This window comes from Streptomyces sp. AM6-12 (assembly GCF_044327085.1).
In the GTDB taxonomy this organism is placed as follows: Bacteria; Actinomycetota; Actinomycetes; order Streptomycetales; family Streptomycetaceae; genus Streptomyces.
The window spans coordinates 4509620-4525818 of record NZ_JBIQWN010000001.1; the positions used below are offsets into that span (position 1 = coordinate 4509620).

Genomic DNA, 16199 nt, shown 5'->3' on the forward strand with positions numbered 1-16199 from the left:
GGCGAGGCATCGCGACCCGGTACGACGAGACCGCCCAGTCCTACGAAGCAGCCGTCGCCCTCGCATCACTCCTGATGCGGGCGTGACGTCTGACGACAGAACCTAGGCAAACCGTGGTCGCGGTGATGGCGAGTGAGGCGGGCAGACGTGCCCATGAGGTGCCTGCGACCGGCGCCTGGGCGGCGAGCAGGACCACTGCGGTCGCGGCGACGGCCGCCAGTGCGGGAGTCGCCTGTGGGCGGCCGGGCGGGGCGGTGACACCGACTGTCCAGGCGTCGGTTACGAGCAGGTAGGCAATCAGCAGGGCGGCGATGCAGACGACCAGCCAGACCGCGGGGCCGGTGACCGCGGCGACCGCGATCGCGGCGGCCGGCAGCACCGTCGTCCTGCGGCGGGCCGCGATGGTCCGCCAGCGCATGGAGGTCAGGACGGGGCGGGCGTCGACCATCGGAGCGGCCCACCACGCGGCCGCCGCCACTGTGACCACCAGCACCCTGACCGGCAGCGGTGCGTGCATGACGGCTGGCGGATTGCAGGCGGCGACGGCGAGGGCCGTTCCGAGCAAGCGGTCGGTGATGCGGGAGGTGAGACGTGCGGTGAGCCGGGCGTCCCGGCTGCCGGCCGGGCGCGGGCGTGGCCGGGCGATCCGAGCGGGGGCGGTGGTCATCGGGTCCCCCCGTGGATGCGGGTGCGCAGCAGCGGCGCAAGGGCGAGGTCTAGGGTCTCTCCGGACCGGTGGGCGACGACCGCGATGCCGCGTTCCACCAGGGCGAAGCGCATGGCCTCGCGGTCGGCCCGCCACAGCCGCAGCGCGAGTTCACCTTCGATGTCGCCAGGTTCCACGACTGGGTCGCCGCTGGGGATCTCGACCACGACCATCGGGTTGGCCCGTCCGCGCACTTGGTGCAGGATGTCGAAAATCCGCTGGTCGGTCAGTGGCGTGATGACGTACACCAGCGCGCCTTCGGGCAGCGCGGGCGGTGGGAGCAGGCTGAGTCCCTCCGTGCGGTAAGCGAGGTCCTTGCGGACCTCCAGCACACTCTCGACGATGCGGTAGAAGTACCCCTGGCCGCTGCCCGGTTGCAGCCAGCGTGTCGCTCCACCGACTGATACGACGCCGACCCGGTCGTGGGTGCGCAGGTAGGCGCGGACCAGTCCTGCAGCAGTCCGCAGGGTTTCGTCGAGGGAGGAGGCGCCGGTGACCGGGTCGACCACGTCGGCGAGTACGTCCAGCAGCACCACGGTGTCGGCGGTGCGCTCCGCGGCGAACTGGTGGACCTGCAGGGTGCCGCGGCGGGTGGTGGCCGGCCAGTGGATCCGCCGCTGCCGTTCGCCGCGCACATACGGGTGCACGCCGGTGACCTCGACGCCCTCGCCGCGCTGCACGGCGGTGTGTTCGCCCAGCCGTTGCGGCAGCCGGACCGGGATGGGCGTGAGGCCGGCGTGTCCGGGCAGCGGGAAGACGGCGACCTCTCCGAGTCCGGCCCGGACGGTGCGCCGGGTCAGGCCGCCACGGTCGTAGACGTCAATATCGACGGTGCCGAGCGTCCAGCGGCCCCAACTTTGCACGGTCAGGACGAGATCGACGTGGTGCGGGCCGACCGCGAGGTGATCGAGCCGGGCCCCGTGACCGAGGGCGACGCCGGGGTCCAGACGGCCGGGCTCACCGTCGTAGGACACCGTGATCCGCACCGTCACCTGCTCGCCTTCGAAGCACCGCCGCGGCTCCACCTCGGCTTCGGTCATCACCGCCTCCGGGCGCCCGTTCGGCAGGGCGAGAGCGAGCAGCACCAGGGGCGCGACGGCGAGAGCAAGTATCCAGGGGCGGCCGGTGACCAGCGCGGCGGCCAGCGCGACGACGGCCAACGTGCCTAGCCGCAAAGCGCGTTCGCCGGCGCGCCAGCCGGGCGGAGGGGGCGACGGGGGTTCGGCGGTCACGTCGTGACGGCCGTCCAGGGCCCGTTGAACGACGACAGCCGCTCCGCGGGTTGGCACGGGCTCCGTCATGACGCGACCGGCGTGCGCGGCAAGGTCTGCGGGGCGCGCACAGATTGCACGATTTCGCGCATCACGTCGTCCCCGTCGATCTGCCGGACCCACAGTTCCGGCTTGAGGGTGACGCGGTGCGCGAGGGCCGGCACCGCCACGGACTTGACGTCCTCCGGGGTCACGTAGTCCCGCAGGTCCAGGACGGCACGGGCGCGGGCGAGCTGCACCAGGGCCAGGCCGCCGCGCGGAGAGGCGCCGACCTGGATGTGCGGGTGGGCCCGGGTGGCGCCGACCAGCGCGACGACGTACTCCAGCAGGTCGTCGTCCACCTCGACGCGTTCGACAGCGGCCCGCATGGCCAGCACTTCGCCCGGACCGCTGAGCGTACGCAGGACAGCCTCTGGCGCAGCCCGATCGACACGCGCGCGCAGCATGCCTGTCTCCTCGGACGCCGTCAGGTAGCCCATACGAACCCGCAGCAGGAACCGGTCGAGCTGGGCCTCGGGCAGGGTGTACGTACCCTCGTACTCGATGGGGTTGGCGGTGGCGACGACCACGAAGGGCTTCGGCAGCGACCGGGTACTTCCGTCGACGGACACCTGGGACTCGGCCATCGCCTCCAGCAGCGCGGCCTGGGTCTTGGGCGGGGTGCGGTTGATCTCGTCGGCGAGCAGCAGGTGGGTGAAGACCGGTCCGGGCCTGAAGACCATGTCGGTGGTCCGTTGGTCGTAGAACGGAGCTCCGGTGACGTCGGAGGGCAGCAGATCCGGGGTGAACTGGATGCGGCGGAAGTCCAGGCCGAGAGCGGTGGCGAAGGAGCGCGCCAGCAGTGTCTTCCCGAGTCCCGGCAGGTCCTCGATGAGGACGTGGCCGCCGGCGAGGATGCCGAGCATCACCAGCGCCAGCGGTTCCGCCTTGCCGACCACGGCCGTGCGGATCTCGTCGAGCACGACCGCGGCCCTTTCGCCCGCCTGCCGGGGAGTCAGGATGTCGTGGTCCGCAGTAGTTTGTGGGCTGGTCACCGTCGGTTCCTCACGGGGCAGGGGTCGGGATGCGCGGGCTGCGGGGTCGGCCGCAGCGCCACCGGTCACAGGGCTTCCAGGCGGTCGAGCAGAGAGCGTAGGACGGGCTCGGGGAGAGTGGGCTGCGGAGCTGTCGCCTCGGGATCGATCCATGGCCACAGGTCGACTCCGACCAGCGCCCGGGCCCGTCGCGGGTTCCGGTACATCGGCACGCCGTGCCGTTCGGCCAGCCGGGCGGCGAACAGCCGCTGCAACTGCGGCCGCATGACGGTGTCGAAGTGCGGGTCACCGTCGTCCGCGAGGGCCTTGGCCACGATGCGATGCCACCCGCCGAGCGCCGGGGCCCGGCTGTCCAGCAGGCGCACCGGCCTGCGATAGCCGCTGTCCTGGGCGGCGCCGCCCGCGGCATAGCGCCCCAGGGCCAGTGCGACTGTGGTGATGAGGGCGAGGCCGGTGGCGGCCGCGGCGGCACCGTCGGCCAGGGCGAGCAGCACTTCGGCAGCGACTGCGACGGTGCCCAGAACGGCCAGCGAGTGGCGTACCGAACCAGGCCTGCGGGGAACGGAGTTGACGATGACCCGGGTACAGGTGGGCGCCTTCACGAGGTACCCGTCACGGCTTCGGGTCCAGACGTGCGCGAGCGCAGGCCGTCGGCCACCTCGGCGAGCGCGGCCGCGGCCCGGTCGCGGTGGCTGCCGTCCATCGGGTGCGTGGAGTAACGGGCCTCGCGGAACAGGGCGGTGAGCGCGGCGGCCGCCCCCGTGGGCAGGCCGCCGGCGACGGCCCGCTCCAGCAGGTCCTGCGGGCTGTCCGAGGTGCGCCGGGTTACGCCTGAGTCGGCGAGCGACTCCTCCATGGCGGCATAGCAGGCGATGACGGCTGCGCGGGCGTCGTTTCCGTCCAGCAGGGCACGCCGCCCGGCGTTCACGGCCTGGGCCAGGCGTTCCTGCTCGCCGTCGAGCGTCGCGTACGTCGCCGGGGCCTCGGGCACCGGCGGTCGGGTCAGACGCCGCCACAGATGCAGCCCGGCGATCACGACGACCACGACAAGCAGGGCGATGCCGAGAGCGAGCGGGATGCGCGTCAGCCCGAAGTGCATGCTGTGCCCAGCGTGCCCGGCATGCTGTGCGGGTGGCGGGGTGGGTGCCAGGTCTTGTCGCGGGCTGGGAAGCGGTGACGATCCGCGGCCGTCCCTCTGGCCGGCCTGGTGGCTGCCGCCGGACGAACCGAACCGGTGCAGGGCCAGGACGAGCAGCGGCACGACCAGCGACGCGACCAGCAGGACGCGACTCACGCCGTCAACCAACCGCCGTTCCACCGGGTTGAGTTCCCGGGCGGCGCCGACCTGCTCCTGGTACTTCTCGCGCAGGCCCAAGCCGCCGAGGAGTGACAGCAGGGCGAGGCCGACCACGAAGACGGGGTTGCCGCCGAGAGGCCCGCGGCCCTTGGCCAACAGGCCCCTGTCGGGGTGCAGCAGCAGTGCTCCCAGAGCCGCTCCGCCCACCACCAGCACCGCCGACGCGGCCTGTACAGCGCCGATCGCGCGGTGCCACCGTCGCCCGCCCGCTGTGTGCTGTAGCCCCACCGCCACCCCCTCCCTGGTGATCGGCTAGGCCATGCGCGCCGTCCCCGGTCTTTGTCGCCGATCTCCGACTTGACGGAATCCTGACACGGCGAGTCGCGCCACTTCATTGCCGGCTTACGGCAATCCTTACGGACCTTTTCCTGCCGTCTCTCGGTTGGGCACGAGCCGCTGTGCCGCGGCATCGACGCCCTGAACAGGTGCCCGCCGAGCCGGTCTGTTCAGGCGCTGGCGTTGTCAGTGGTCTGGGCCACCGTTCAAGCTGTTGCTCTCGCCTGGGAACGGCTTGGCACCCGCTCCAGGCGAGCCCCGCGGTGCCCGGATGATTCGGCGACACGCATGTGACGCCGAATCAGCCCTGCTGACCGGATCGGCCACGTCATTCCCGCTGTTCATCGACCCGCAGACGCACGCCCACAAGGGGGCAGCGCCCCGAAGCGGCGCGGGGAACTGTGTGACAAGCAACTGCGGGCCCGTGGATGTCCACGGGCCCGCAGCGCTACGGCGCTGTCCTGGCGCGGTTACTTCAGCAGGCTCGCCACCAGCTTCGCCGCCTTGCGTACCCTCGGCCGTGCGATCTTGTGCAGGACCGGTCGGATCACCGCCGTCGCCCCCACCGGCTCCCAGCGGAGCTGCAGGCGACCGGGGTTGCGGCCCTCCGGCTCCACCGTGACCAGGTGCGGCGTCGCGCCGGAGCGGTAGTCGACACGGACCGCGGCCGCGGGGAAGTCCAGCGGGGCCAGCAGGACGCCCGAGTTCCACAGGCCCTGCTGGTTGAGCCGGACCAGCGGGTGGCGGAAGCCCTGGAAACCCTGGAGGGGGAGGCGCGCGGCGCCGAGGTCCAGCCGCACCGCGCCCTCGAAGACACCGGGGCTGACCGGGTCGAGCCGGAACGGCACCGTCATCCGGCGCCCGCCGGGGGAGACGATCAGACCGGCGCGCTGGGGCCCGACCGGGAGCCGCAGACCGGGGTCGTACGTGCGGATGGCCAGCGTGAGGGTCGCCCCGCTGCCCCGGCTCAGCTCCGTGATCTCGTGCCGGAACTGCGCCGTCGGGAACGGCCGCGTCTCCAGCTCCAGGTCGGCGATGGACAGCTCCCGCCGGCCACGCTCGGTGTCCGGGACGCTCCCGCCCCAGTACGGCACGCCCGCCGCGTCCATCGTGACCTGGCGCGGCGCCACCTCCTGGCCCAGCCCCCGCGCCGCGAGCCGCGCGTCCGCGAGGCGGCCGGAGCGCAGCAGTTCGAGGACGACCCGCTCGGGCCGGGGCAGCCGGGCGAACGCGCCCGGCGCCAGGGTGTCGAGGTACGGGTTCATGATGTCCGCGAACGCGGTCAGCCACTCCTCGTCCCGGTACGGCAGATCGCCCGCGTACATCCGGAAGTCGTGCTTGAGGAACTTGAAGTCCTTGTCCTCGCGCAGCCCCGCGTGCCCGCTCTCCACCAGGAAGTCGTCGATGAGCCGCTGGACATGGACGCGGTCGCGGACGTTGCTGACCTTGTGCCGCTGGTTGGAGATGGACGCCGACGCGGCCGCCGCGTACGGGTCGATGTACCAGACGTAGACCGGGTCCGGGATGATCGTGAACGCCTTGGCCAGGCAGTACGCCTGGGCCGAGAACAGCTGGTCCTCGTAGTGGATGCCCTCGGGGAAGCGCAGTTCGTGCCGGTCCAGGAAGGACCGCGCGTACATCTTGCTGGTCGACAGGTGCTCGAACAGCAGCCGCGGGTCGTCCTCGATGCCCTCGACCGTGCGCCGCTCGGCGACCAGGTGCGGCATCCACGTCGTACGCCGGCCGTTGTCCACCCGTACCCGGCGCACCGCGCCCATGGTGAAGTCGACCTCGCGCTCGCGGTGCGCGGCCAGCAGCAACTCCACGGCCTGCGGCGGGAGTTCGTCGTCGCTGTCCAGGAACATCAGGTACGGCGCGCGGGCGATCTCGATGGCCCGGTTGCGCGGGGCGCTGCACCCGCCGCTGTTCTCGGGCAGCCGGAGGTAGCGCACCCGCGGGTCCTCCGCCTCCAGGCGGCGCGCCACCGTGGGCGTGTCGTCGGTGGAGTGGTCGTCGCTGATGACGATCTCGATGTTGGCGTGCGTCTGCGCGCGCAGCGAGGCGACCGCCCGCGGGAGGCGGGCCGCGTCGTTGTACACGATGACGGTGACCGTGACGTCGGGGGTCGTGGCCGCTCGCGTCATGCCGTGGCCTCCTCGGGGGTCGGAGCGGGGGTGCGGTCCTCGATCGGCAGCACCGGTGGCAGTGCCTCCTCCGGCTCGCCCAGGAACACCCGGCGTACCACCCGCTCGGCGGCGCGACCGTCGTCGTACTCGCAGAACCGGCGCCGGAAGGCGGCGCGGGCCTTGGCAGCGGTCTCGTCGCGCCAGGCGCCGGAGCAGAAGATCTCCGTCAGCTCCTCCTGGGTGCGGGCGACCTGACCCGGATGGTCGGTCATCAGGTCGAAGTAGACGCCGCGGGTGGTGCGGTAGGTCTCCCAGTCGTCGGCGTAGACGACGATCGGGCGGTCCAGGTTGGCGTAGTCGAACATGATCGACGAGTAGTCCGTGACCAGCGCGTCGGCGGCCAGGCACAGCTCCTCGACCGGGTCGTAGGAGGAGACGTCGATGAGCCGCCCGGAGCGGCGCAGGCCGGTCAGCGGGGAGGTGGCGCCGCCGTAGAAGTAGTGGGCGCGCACCAGCAGGACCGTGTCCTCGCCGAGCCGGTCGGCGAGTTCGGCGAGGTCGAGGCGGGGGGTGAAGCCGGCCTCGTAGTCGCGGTGGGTGGGGGCGTAGAGGATCGCGGTCTTGCCGGGGGCGATGCCGAGCCGGGCGCGGGCCGCGCGGACCGCGTCGGCACCGCTGGTGTAGAAGACGTCGTTGCGCGGGTAGCCGTGGTCCAGCGAGGTGTAGCGGGCCGGGTAGGCGCGCTCCCACATCCGGGTGGAGTGGCTGTTGGCGCTGACGCTGTAGTCCCAGCGGTCGATGCGGGCCAGCAGCGCGTCGAAGTCCAGCCCCTTGGCGGCGGCCGGGTGTTCGATCTGGTCCAGGCCCATGCGCTTGAGCGGGGTGCCGTGATGGGTCTGGAGGTGGATCGCGTCGGGCCGCTTGACCACCGCGTTGGGGAAGTTGACGTTGTTGACGAGGTACTTGGCGGTGGCCAGCACCTCCCAGTAGCGGCGGGTGCCGGGCACCACATGGTCGGTGCCGGGCGGCAGCAGGGCCGTGTTCTCCTTGGCCACCACCCACACCGGGTGGATGTGCGGGGCGAGTTCGGCCAGCTTGGCGGCGATCGCGGCCGGGTTGCAGGCCACGCCGCGCTCCCAGTAGGCCGCGAACACCGCGAGGTCCGGGTCGATCGGGCGGCTCAGGGCGCGCCGGTACTGCTGCTCGCGCAGCTTGGCGCCGACCTGGCGCTTACGGGTGCGGACCGCCTTGCGGGCGGCGCGGCGGGTGCGGTTGGCGGCCTGGAACGCGCGGTACTTCGTGTACGCGCCCTCCTCCAGCAGCGCGTGCCGTACGCCCTCCACGCCCGCCGGGTGCTCGTAGCGCTCGGGACGCCAGCGCACCGCCGCGAGGGAGGCACGGCGGAAGAACTCGCGGGCCACCGCGTCGGGCAGGCTCTCGCCGGCGAAGGTGCGCACCAGGTCGCGCATCATCAGGTCGTAGAGCACCACGCGCGGGGCGCGGCGGTCGCGGGCGAGCGGCATCAGCGCCTCGTAGCGCTCCACCAGCTCGAAGCGGTCCTCGGGGGCGAGCGGCGGCAGGCTCTCCGGGCGCAGCTCCCGGTTCTCGTACGCCACCTGGTTGAGGCAGGCGACGCGGTCCGCGCACAGCAGGGCGGCGCCGGCGGCACGCGGTTCGTCGTCGGTGTTCAGCCGCTCCTCGTGGGCCGCCCAGAACTCCCGGCGCAGGGCGCGGTTGCCGAGCAGCGGGGTGAGCCGCAGCAGGTCGGCGGCCTCGTCCAGGGGGAGGGCGGAGCGGCCGACGGCGGCGAGGAAGCGGCCGTCGCGGGAGGGGCGGGCTGCGGCCTGCCAGGTGGTGGTGAGGTGGTCGAGGAGGAGGACGTCCACGGAGTCGTCCAGCTCGGCGGTGCGCTCGGCGATCAGGCGGGGGGCGCCGGCCGGCAGCCCGTCCTTGGCGTGCACGAAGTGCAGCCAGCGGCCGGTGGCGCGGGCGGCGCCCGCGGCTCGGGCGGCCGCGTCGGTGGTGCCGTCGGGCAGCGGGACCACGACGGTGCCGGGGGCGTGGCCCTCGGCCGTCTCGCGGGCCCAGTCACCGACCGCGGCGACCACGATCTCGGCGTCGGACAGGGGGTGCGCTTCGAGGGAGTCGAGCAGTTCCGTCAGATGCCCCTGCGCGTTGGGTCCGTAGACGATGACGCTGAGTTGGGGCATCGCGATGGACTCCTTCGGATCGTCGGTGGAGGATCACCCTTCATAACATACTGTCATCAAGCGGATGAAAGGGATGACCACGTTCGGGGTAAGAGGAAGGGGACCCGGCAGTTAGACAGACGTTCCGGGTCCCTGGTTGCCCTCACGGCCACCTTCATGCGGTGAGGGGTTTGTGAGCGCGTTACGCGGCCTTCTTCGGGGCGGGATTCTTCGTCTTGTCCGACTTGTCGCCGGTGAAGGCCTCGTACTCCTTGAGGACCTCCTCGGTGGGGCCGTCCATGCGCAGCTCGCCGCGCTCCAGCCACAGCGTCCGCTCGCAGGTGTCGCGGATCGAGTTGTTGTTGTGGCTGACCAGGAAGACGGTGCCGGCCGTCTCGCGCAGCTCGCGGATCCGCTCCTCCGAGCGCACCTGGAACCTGCGGTCGCCGGTGGCCAGCGCCTCGTCGATGAGGAGGACGTCGTGGTCCTTGGCGGCGGCGATGGAGAAGCGCAGCCGGGCGGCCATGCCGGAGGAGTAGGTGCGCATCGGCAGGGTGATGAAGTCGCCCTTCTCGTTGATCCCGGAGAAGTCGACGATGTCCTGGTAGCGCTCCTTGATCTGCTCGCGGGTCATGCCCATGGCGAGGCCGCCGAGGTAGACGTTGCGCTCGCCGGTCAGGTCGTTCATCAGCGCCGCGTTGACGCCGAGGAGGGAGGGCTGGCCGTGGGTGTAGATGTGGCCGCTCTCCACCGGCAGCAGGCCGGCGACGGCCTTGAGCAGGGTGGACTTGCCGGAGCCGTTGGTGCCGATGAGGCCGATCGCCTCGCCCTTGTAGGCGACGAACGACACCTTCTTCACCGCGTGCACCCGACGCACGCCGGCGGCCTTCTCGGCCTGCTTGCGGCGCATGATGCGGTTGAGGGCGGCGGTGGCGGAGCCGCGGCCCGAGCCGGTGCCGTTGATCCGGTAGACGATGTCGACGCTGTCGGCGACGACGGTGGGGATCCGCTCGCTCTGCATGGCCTGCCCGGTCTGCTGGGTCCGATGGGTGGTCTGCTGGGTCCGCTCGGTCTGCTCAGCCACGGCCGTACTTCTCCTCGGACTTCCAGAAGTAGACGAAGCCGCCGACGCCGGCGAGCAGGGCCCAGCCGAGGGCGATCGGCCAGACGTGCGCGGGCAGCTGCTTGGCGTGGAAGCTGTCGATCAGCGCGTAGCGCATGAGGTCGATGTAGACGGCGGCCGGGTTGGTCTGGAGCAGGACCGTGACGATGTGCGGCAGGTGGTCCTTCTTGGTGAGCTTGTCGATGCTCCACATCACGCCGGACACGTACATCCAGGTGCGCAGGACGAACGGCATCAGCTGGGCGATGTCCGGGGTCTTGGCACCCCAGCGCGCCATGATCATCGCCACGCCGGCGTTGAAGGTGAACTGGAGGATCAGCGCGGGGATCACCAGCAGCCAGGAGGCGCTGACCGGCACGCCGAAGCAGAGCAGGATGACGACCAGGGCGGCCATCGAGAACAGCAGCTGCTGGAGCTGCTGGATGCAGAAGGAGATCGGCAGGGCGGCGCGCGGGAAGTGCAGGGCGCGCACCAGGCCGAGGTTGCCGGAGATCGCGCGGGTGCCGACCTGGATCGAGCTCTGCGTGAACGTCCACACGAACACGCCGGTGACCAGGAAGGGGATGTAGTCCGGGACGCCCTTCTTGGTGCCGAGCAGGACGCCGAAGATGAAGTAGTAGACCGCCGCGTTCAGCAGCGGCGTCATGACCTGCCAGACCTGGCCCAGCTTCGCCTCGCTGTACTGCGCGGTGAGCTTGGCGGTCGCGAAGGCGGTGATGAAGTGGCGCCGGGCCCACAGCTGGCGGACGTACTCCGGCAGGGAGGGACGGGCGCCGCTGACCGACAGGCCGTGCCGGGCGGCCAGCGCCTTGAGGTCGTCGGCCGGGGCCTGGATCGGGGGCGGTGTGTCGAGGACCTGGCTCACATCCGCTGCTTTCGCTCGGGGGGAGGGGGGTGCCACGGCTCCGACTGTGGCCGGAACCGGGGCGGGCCGGTCCCGTCGTCCGGCGTTTCCTTACGTTTCTCTTCACGTACTCTTACGACGGGACGGGACCGTATCGTCGCAACGTGAGCGTAGAACGTCGTGACGCCGCAACGCAACCGTTTCGTCGTAACGCCCTATGCTGGTTGCCATGACCACGAACGCCGCCGGGCCCGTAGAAGAACCGGCCAAGCGCGCGCGCCGCCGTACCCCTGCCGGGGCCGCGGTGCTGCGCCCGGATGTGACCGAAGCCATCCGGGCGGCCGTCTTCGAGGAACTGGCCGCGGTCGGCTACGCGCGCATGAGCATCGAGGGGATCGCGCGGCGGGCGGGGGTCGGCAAGACGGCGGTGTACCGCCGCTGGCGCTCCAAGCTGCACCTGGTGCTCGACGTGGTCTCCGCGATGGCGGTCCTCGGCCTGCCGGTGCCGCACACGGGCTCCCTGGAGGGCGATCTGCGGCTGCTCTACGAGGTGACCTCGCGGGCGCTGCGCCACCCCGTCGCCTCCCAGATCATCCCCGACCTCCAGGCGGAGGCGGCCCGCAACCCCGATATCGCGGAGGCGTTCCAGAAGGCCCTGCGCGACGGTCAGGAGGGCGTGGCCAGCAAGGTCATCGCGGCGGCGACGGCGCGCGGCGAGCTGAGCCCCGGCCTGGACCCCGACCTCGCCCTCGACCTCATCTCCGGACCGCTGTACTGGCGCTCGGTGGTCATCCGCTCCCCGAAGCCACCGAAGGGCTACCTGGAAAAGCTGGCACGGGCCACGGCCGGGGCGCTCAAGGCGCTGTGACGGCGCGCCGGTACTGAGGCGGGGCGGGGGTGGGGACGCTTGCCCGCGCTGGCGGGGTGCCTTCCCCAGAGGGGGTACCCCCAGCGCCCACCCTTTCCCCCGCTCGGCTTCGCTCGCGCGGGGGGGACCCCATCGCCCCGAGCGGCACGACTGCCCGCAGCTGGGGCTGCGGCGAACCGAGCCGTGCCCCCGCGGCGGAATCCGGTCAGTCCTTCAGCAGCTTGTCCCGGACCGGGATCCACTCCAGGGCCGAGCGGATGCCCTCCTCCAGGGAGAGTTCCGGGGTCCAGCCCAGCAGGCGTGCCGCGCGGTCGCTCGTGGTGTAGCCGCCGGCCACGTCACCCGGCCGGGGATCCGCGTCGACCGTGGCCAGCGGCGTGCTCACGACGTTGTTGAAGGCCGCGCACAGCTCGCGGACCGTGGTGCCGGACCCCGTGCCCAGGTTGATCGCGATCGACGGCGCGGACGCGGTGAGGATGGAGTCGAACCGCTCGATCGCCGCGATGTGGGCCGCGGCCAGGTCCCAGACGTGCACGTAGTCACGGATGCCCGTGCCGTCGCGGGTCGGGTAGTTCACCCCGGTCACCGGGAACGGCGTACCCGCCTGGTGCGCCCGGATCAGCATCCCCAGCGCATGGCTGGGCCGCTTGAGCTGGAGGCCGGTACGCAGCAGCGGGTCGGCGCCGATGGGATTGAAGTACCGCAGGGACAGCACCCGCATCTCCCCGGCCGCCGCGATGTCCGCGAACATCTCCTCGCACACCGCCTTGGTCCGCGCGTACGGACTCTGCGGCGCCAGCGGCGAGTCCTCGGTGACCGGCGAGCCGTCCTCCGCCCGGTAGATGGAGGCCGAACTGCTGAAGACGAGCCGGTCGCACCCGTTGCGGCGCAGATGCTTCACGAAGGCCAGGCTCTTGGTGACGTTCGCCTCGTAGTACCCGATCGGGTCCGCCACCGACTCCGGCACCACGATCAGCGCCGCGCAGTGCACCACCGCGGAGATGTCCGGGTGCTCGGCGAAGATCCGGTCCACCAGGGCGCCGTCCGCGATGTCACCCTCGTAGAAGACCCGCCCCCCGGTGAACTCGGCGCGCCCGCGGACCAGGCTGTCGAGGATCACCGGGGTGATCCCCGCGTCCAGACAGGCCGACGCGACGGTGCTTCCGATGTAACCCGCTCCACCGGCGATGAGGACAGACACGTTGATTCTCTTCCCGGTCTCGTTCCAGACCCAGTAGTTCCAGACGGCCCAGCGGCTCCCGGCAGAGCGGGGAGCCCCCGACACAGTACGAGCAAGCGGCCCGCGGCGTCAGCGCAGCCGCCGCCGCAGGCGTCCGCGCAGTATCCGCACCAGCCCGGACACCCCCGTCGCCACGCGCAGCGCCAGCGCGCCGGAGTGCGTCGCGTACGGCTGTACGAGCAGCACGCCGTGCCGCAGGTCGGGCACGACACGCCGGCGCAGCCGCCCCGCGCCCGCGCGGGCGGCCGCCGTGACCTCGCGCTCCGCGCCGTCCGCGAAGCGCACGGTCAGCCGCAGGTCCCAGACGCCCTCGCCGAGCGCGCCGACATCGAAGGGCAGCTCGGCCGACCAGAGGTCCGGACCCGCGGGGACGAGTGCGGCCGTCGCGCGCCGCCGGGTCCGCGCGTCGTCCCGCGCGTCCCAGCGCACGTCCAGCTCGCGTGGCCCCGCCTCGGCCACCCTGCCGTACAGCTCGTGCAGGCGCAGCGTGAGGGTGCCGGTGCCCGCCCGCGGCCGCACCTCCGCGTCCAGCGCGAGCGGGAGCGCCTCGACGGGGCTGGTCAGAAAGGCGGCGAGGGAGACCTCGGGGAGGTCCTGCGACCAGACCGGGATGCCGTCCGGGGTACGGGCGTACGGCGGCAGCAGCCGGCCCGGACGCGCGGCGAGGTCCCGCAGCCGGGGCAGGTCGCGCGGCTCGGCCGACGCCAGGAGCAGCCGGCCCAGCAGCCGGCCGGGGGCGGCCGGGTCCTGCTCCCAGTCGGCGGCGTCGTAGCGCCCGAGGTAAGCGCGGGTGTGCGTCCACCACGCGCGCCGGTACTCCGCGTCGCGCAAGTCCAGCTCCCGCGCGTACATCCGCACGTCGTGGTCGAGGAACTTGGCCCGCGCCGCCCGCGCGAGCTCCTTCTGGCCGGCGGCCAGCAGAATGTCGTACGCCAGCGCGCACGCCCGCGTGCGCGCCTGCCAGTTGTCGATGTGCCCCCGGTCCAGGGAGAGCGACAGCCGCTCGGCGGCGCGGCGCACATGCCAGACGTAGACCCGGTCCGGCACCAGCGCGATGCGCGGGTCCGCGGCCAGGACGCGGGCGGTGAAGACGAAGTCCTCGTAGAGGAAGCGGCCTTCGGGGAAGCGGATGCCGTGCTCGCGCAGGAAGTCGGTGCGGTACAGCTTGTTGACGCACAGCGTGTCGTGGACCAGGCTCAGGCGCTCGGCGGGGCGCGCGAGGACGGAGTGCGCCGCGTAAAGGGGCTCCTGCCAGGGCTGTTCACGCCCCGAGGGCAGTTCCCGGCGCACGCACAGCCCGCTCGCCACCGCGGCCCCCGCCCCCTCGGCGGCGGCCAGCAGCGCGTCCACCGCACCCGGCGGCAGCACGTCGTCGCTGTCCAGGAACATCACGTACGGCGCCGTCACCGCGTCGATCCCGGTGTTGCGCGGACTGCCGCAGCCACCGCTGGTCTCGTCCCGCCGGATCACCCGGAGCCGGTCGTCGTCGGCGGCCAGCCGGTCGAGCAACTCGGCGCTGCCGTCCGTGGAATGGTCGTCGACCGCGACGACCTCCGCGACCGCGGGTCCCTGCGCGAGCGCCGAACGCACCGCGTCGGCCACATGGGCACGGTCGTTGTAGCCGATCACGACGACACCGACAGAGCCGGTGCGCCGTGCGCTCTGTGGGGTCTGTGTGTTCGCTGACTGGGCGGGCACGTCGGGAAGCATGGAGTCCACAGGCCGGGAGCGTAGAAATATTCGGTAATACCCCGTTAAGAGAGGCTTAGTGTTCGGTCTGGTAGACGGTCGGAATCGAGGCGGGGTTGTGCTCTTTGCTCATCCTTTACCTTCGTCGCGCCGGTGGCCCGCCACAGCCGGACGAAGGACAGCACCGCCGCGGCGGTCAGCAGCCCGTCGCGTCCCAGCATCAGCAGACAGCCGGCCCAACTGCCCCCGATCACCTGCCCGTAGCACAGCGGATACACCACCGTGCTCAGCGCGGACGCCGCCAGCACCAGCACCGCCACCGGGCGCTGGCCGGTGTGCCGCGAGGCCAGGCACACCGCGGCCAGGCCGAGCAGCCAGACCATGTACTGCGGGCTGATCACCCGGCTGGTCACCGTGAACAGCAGCACCGCGCACAGCGCCGCGTCGGCCGGTGTCGCCCCGGTCCAGCGCCGCGCCCGCACCCGCCACAGCACCAGCAGCCCGAAGGCGAGTGCCGTCAGCGCGAGGGACACGGCGGCGACGACGGGCACGTACGGGCCCACCAGCTCGATGGCGCCGTACTGGTAGTGGGGCCGCCCGGACCAGCCCGCGTGCCGGGCGAGGTTGAGCGCCGTACCGCCCAGCGACTCGATCTGCACCCCGCGCCCGCCCTGCTCAGCCAGGAAGGACAGCGGATGCCGGAACGCGACGGACAGCAGCCCCAGGACGACGGTCCCGGCAGCCGCCGCCCACGTCCACGCGCTGCGCGTCGCCGCCCCGCGGGGCGTGCCCAGCAGCACCAGCGCGGGCCAGCCCTTCACCAGCGCGCCGAGCGCCCCGAGCACCCCGCCCGCGCGCGGGGAGCGCGCCAGCGCCAGCAGGGAGAGCACGGCGAGGGCGGTGACCTGGACGTCGTAGCGCGCGAGCGGCAGATGCAGCAGCAGCGGCAGGCCGCCCGTCCACAGCGCCGCGCCGAGCAGGCTGCGCCCCGGCCCGCGCCCCGCGCGCACCAGCGCCCCCGCGATCAGCGCGTCCGCGAGCAGCGTGAGCGTCACGAACGCCTGGACGTACGACAGCCCCGGCAGCAGCCCCGGCGCCAGCAGCACCGCGCCCGCGCCCGGCGGGTACTGCCACAGCGTGTCGTGCACCGGGTAGGACCCCTGTTCGAGCACGCCGTACCAGTGGACGTACAACCGGCCCACCTCGCGCGCCACCGAACCGCCGCTGAGCAGCGGTGAACTGTCGTGCGCGAGCAGCCACAGCATTGACGCACGGGTGGCGAGCCAGCAGGCGGTGAGCCCGGGGACTGGGCCGGGGGTGACACGGAGACGCTTCATCGCGTTGGAGCCTAAGCCGGGTGGATGGAGTATCAGCGGCGATACGCCGCAATCACCCGCAAACATGGTGTCATCGCAAAAGATCGGGCCGTGGTGAACGTCGGGCTCCCTGTGGATGCTGTGGAAACCGTGCCAGCGC

Annotated in this window: 13 protein-coding genes; 1 reads left to right on the forward strand and 12 read right to left on the reverse strand. The window is 72.2% G+C overall.

What is annotated here, in order from left to right; translation table 11 throughout:
- Positions 1 to 40 precede the first annotated feature (40 nt).
- From ACE4Q9_RS20470 to ACE4Q9_RS20510, 9 genes are all read right to left on the reverse strand, one after another.
- A complete protein-coding gene (locus tag ACE4Q9_RS20470; protein WP_397985673.1) occupies positions 41 to 667 on the reverse strand; it encodes a hypothetical protein in 627 nt (208 codons plus the stop codon).
- On the reverse strand, positions 664 to 2007 hold the full coding sequence (locus ACE4Q9_RS20475; RefSeq protein ID WP_397985674.1) for a DUF58 domain-containing protein: 1344 nt from the start codon (positions 2005 to 2007) through the stop codon (positions 664 to 666). The genes ACE4Q9_RS20470 and ACE4Q9_RS20475 overlap by 4 nt, the downstream gene beginning before the upstream one ends.
- Positions 2004 to 3011, reverse strand: coding sequence for an AAA family ATPase (locus tag ACE4Q9_RS20480; protein WP_397985675.1), 1008 nt, complete (start codon positions 3009 to 3011; stop codon positions 2004 to 2006). Before ACE4Q9_RS20480 ends, ACE4Q9_RS20475 begins: the two co-directional genes overlap by 4 nt.
- A gap of 65 nt (positions 3012 to 3076) precedes the next feature.
- Positions 3077 to 3613, reverse strand: coding sequence for a hypothetical protein (locus ACE4Q9_RS20485; RefSeq protein WP_397985676.1), 537 nt, complete (start codon positions 3611 to 3613; stop codon positions 3077 to 3079).
- A complete protein-coding gene (locus tag ACE4Q9_RS20490) occupies positions 3610 to 4596 on the reverse strand; it encodes a DUF4129 domain-containing protein (protein WP_397985677.1) in 987 nt (328 codons plus the stop codon). The genes ACE4Q9_RS20485 and ACE4Q9_RS20490 overlap by 4 nt, the downstream gene beginning before the upstream one ends.
- Before the next feature lie 518 nt (positions 4597 to 5114).
- On the reverse strand, positions 5115 to 6788 hold the full coding sequence (locus ACE4Q9_RS20495) for a glycosyltransferase family 2 protein (protein ID WP_397985678.1): 1674 nt from the start codon (positions 6786 to 6788) through the stop codon (positions 5115 to 5117).
- Positions 6785 to 8980, reverse strand: a complete 2196-nt coding sequence (locus ACE4Q9_RS20500; RefSeq protein WP_397985679.1) for a CDP-glycerol glycerophosphotransferase family protein — start codon at positions 8978 to 8980, stop codon at positions 6785 to 6787. The genes ACE4Q9_RS20495 and ACE4Q9_RS20500 overlap by 4 nt, the downstream gene beginning before the upstream one ends.
- 181 nt (positions 8981 to 9161) lie before the next feature.
- Positions 9162 to 10043, reverse strand: coding sequence for an ABC transporter ATP-binding protein (locus tag ACE4Q9_RS20505; protein ID WP_397985680.1), 882 nt, complete (start codon positions 10041 to 10043; stop codon positions 9162 to 9164).
- Positions 10036 to 10947, reverse strand: a complete 912-nt coding sequence (locus ACE4Q9_RS20510; RefSeq protein ID WP_397985681.1) for an ABC transporter permease — start codon at positions 10945 to 10947, stop codon at positions 10036 to 10038. The genes ACE4Q9_RS20505 and ACE4Q9_RS20510 overlap by 8 nt, the downstream gene beginning before the upstream one ends.
- A gap of 208 nt (positions 10948 to 11155) precedes the next feature.
- On the opposite strand from ACE4Q9_RS20510, the gene ACE4Q9_RS20515 reads away from it, so the two are divergent.
- Positions 11156 to 11794 (forward strand): TetR/AcrR family transcriptional regulator, encoded by a 639-nt coding sequence (locus tag ACE4Q9_RS20515; RefSeq protein ID WP_397985682.1) that lies wholly within the window; start codon positions 11156 to 11158, stop codon positions 11792 to 11794.
- A gap of 205 nt (positions 11795 to 11999) precedes the next feature.
- On the opposite strand, the gene galE is transcribed toward ACE4Q9_RS20515, so the two are convergent.
- The 3 genes from galE to ACE4Q9_RS20530 form a co-directional block, all read right to left on the reverse strand.
- Positions 12000 to 12995, reverse strand: coding sequence for a UDP-glucose 4-epimerase GalE (galE, locus tag ACE4Q9_RS20520; RefSeq protein ID WP_397985683.1), 996 nt, complete (start codon positions 12993 to 12995; stop codon positions 12000 to 12002).
- A 108-nt stretch (positions 12996 to 13103) separates the two neighbouring features.
- A complete protein-coding gene (locus ACE4Q9_RS20525; protein ID WP_397987275.1) occupies positions 13104 to 14744 on the reverse strand; it encodes a glycosyltransferase family 2 protein in 1641 nt (546 codons plus the stop codon).
- 44 nt (positions 14745 to 14788) lie between these two features.
- Positions 14789 to 16060 (reverse strand): glycosyltransferase 87 family protein, encoded by a 1272-nt coding sequence (locus ACE4Q9_RS20530; protein WP_397985684.1) that lies wholly within the window; start codon positions 16058 to 16060, stop codon positions 14789 to 14791.
- Positions 16061 to 16199: the final 139 nt, after the last annotated feature.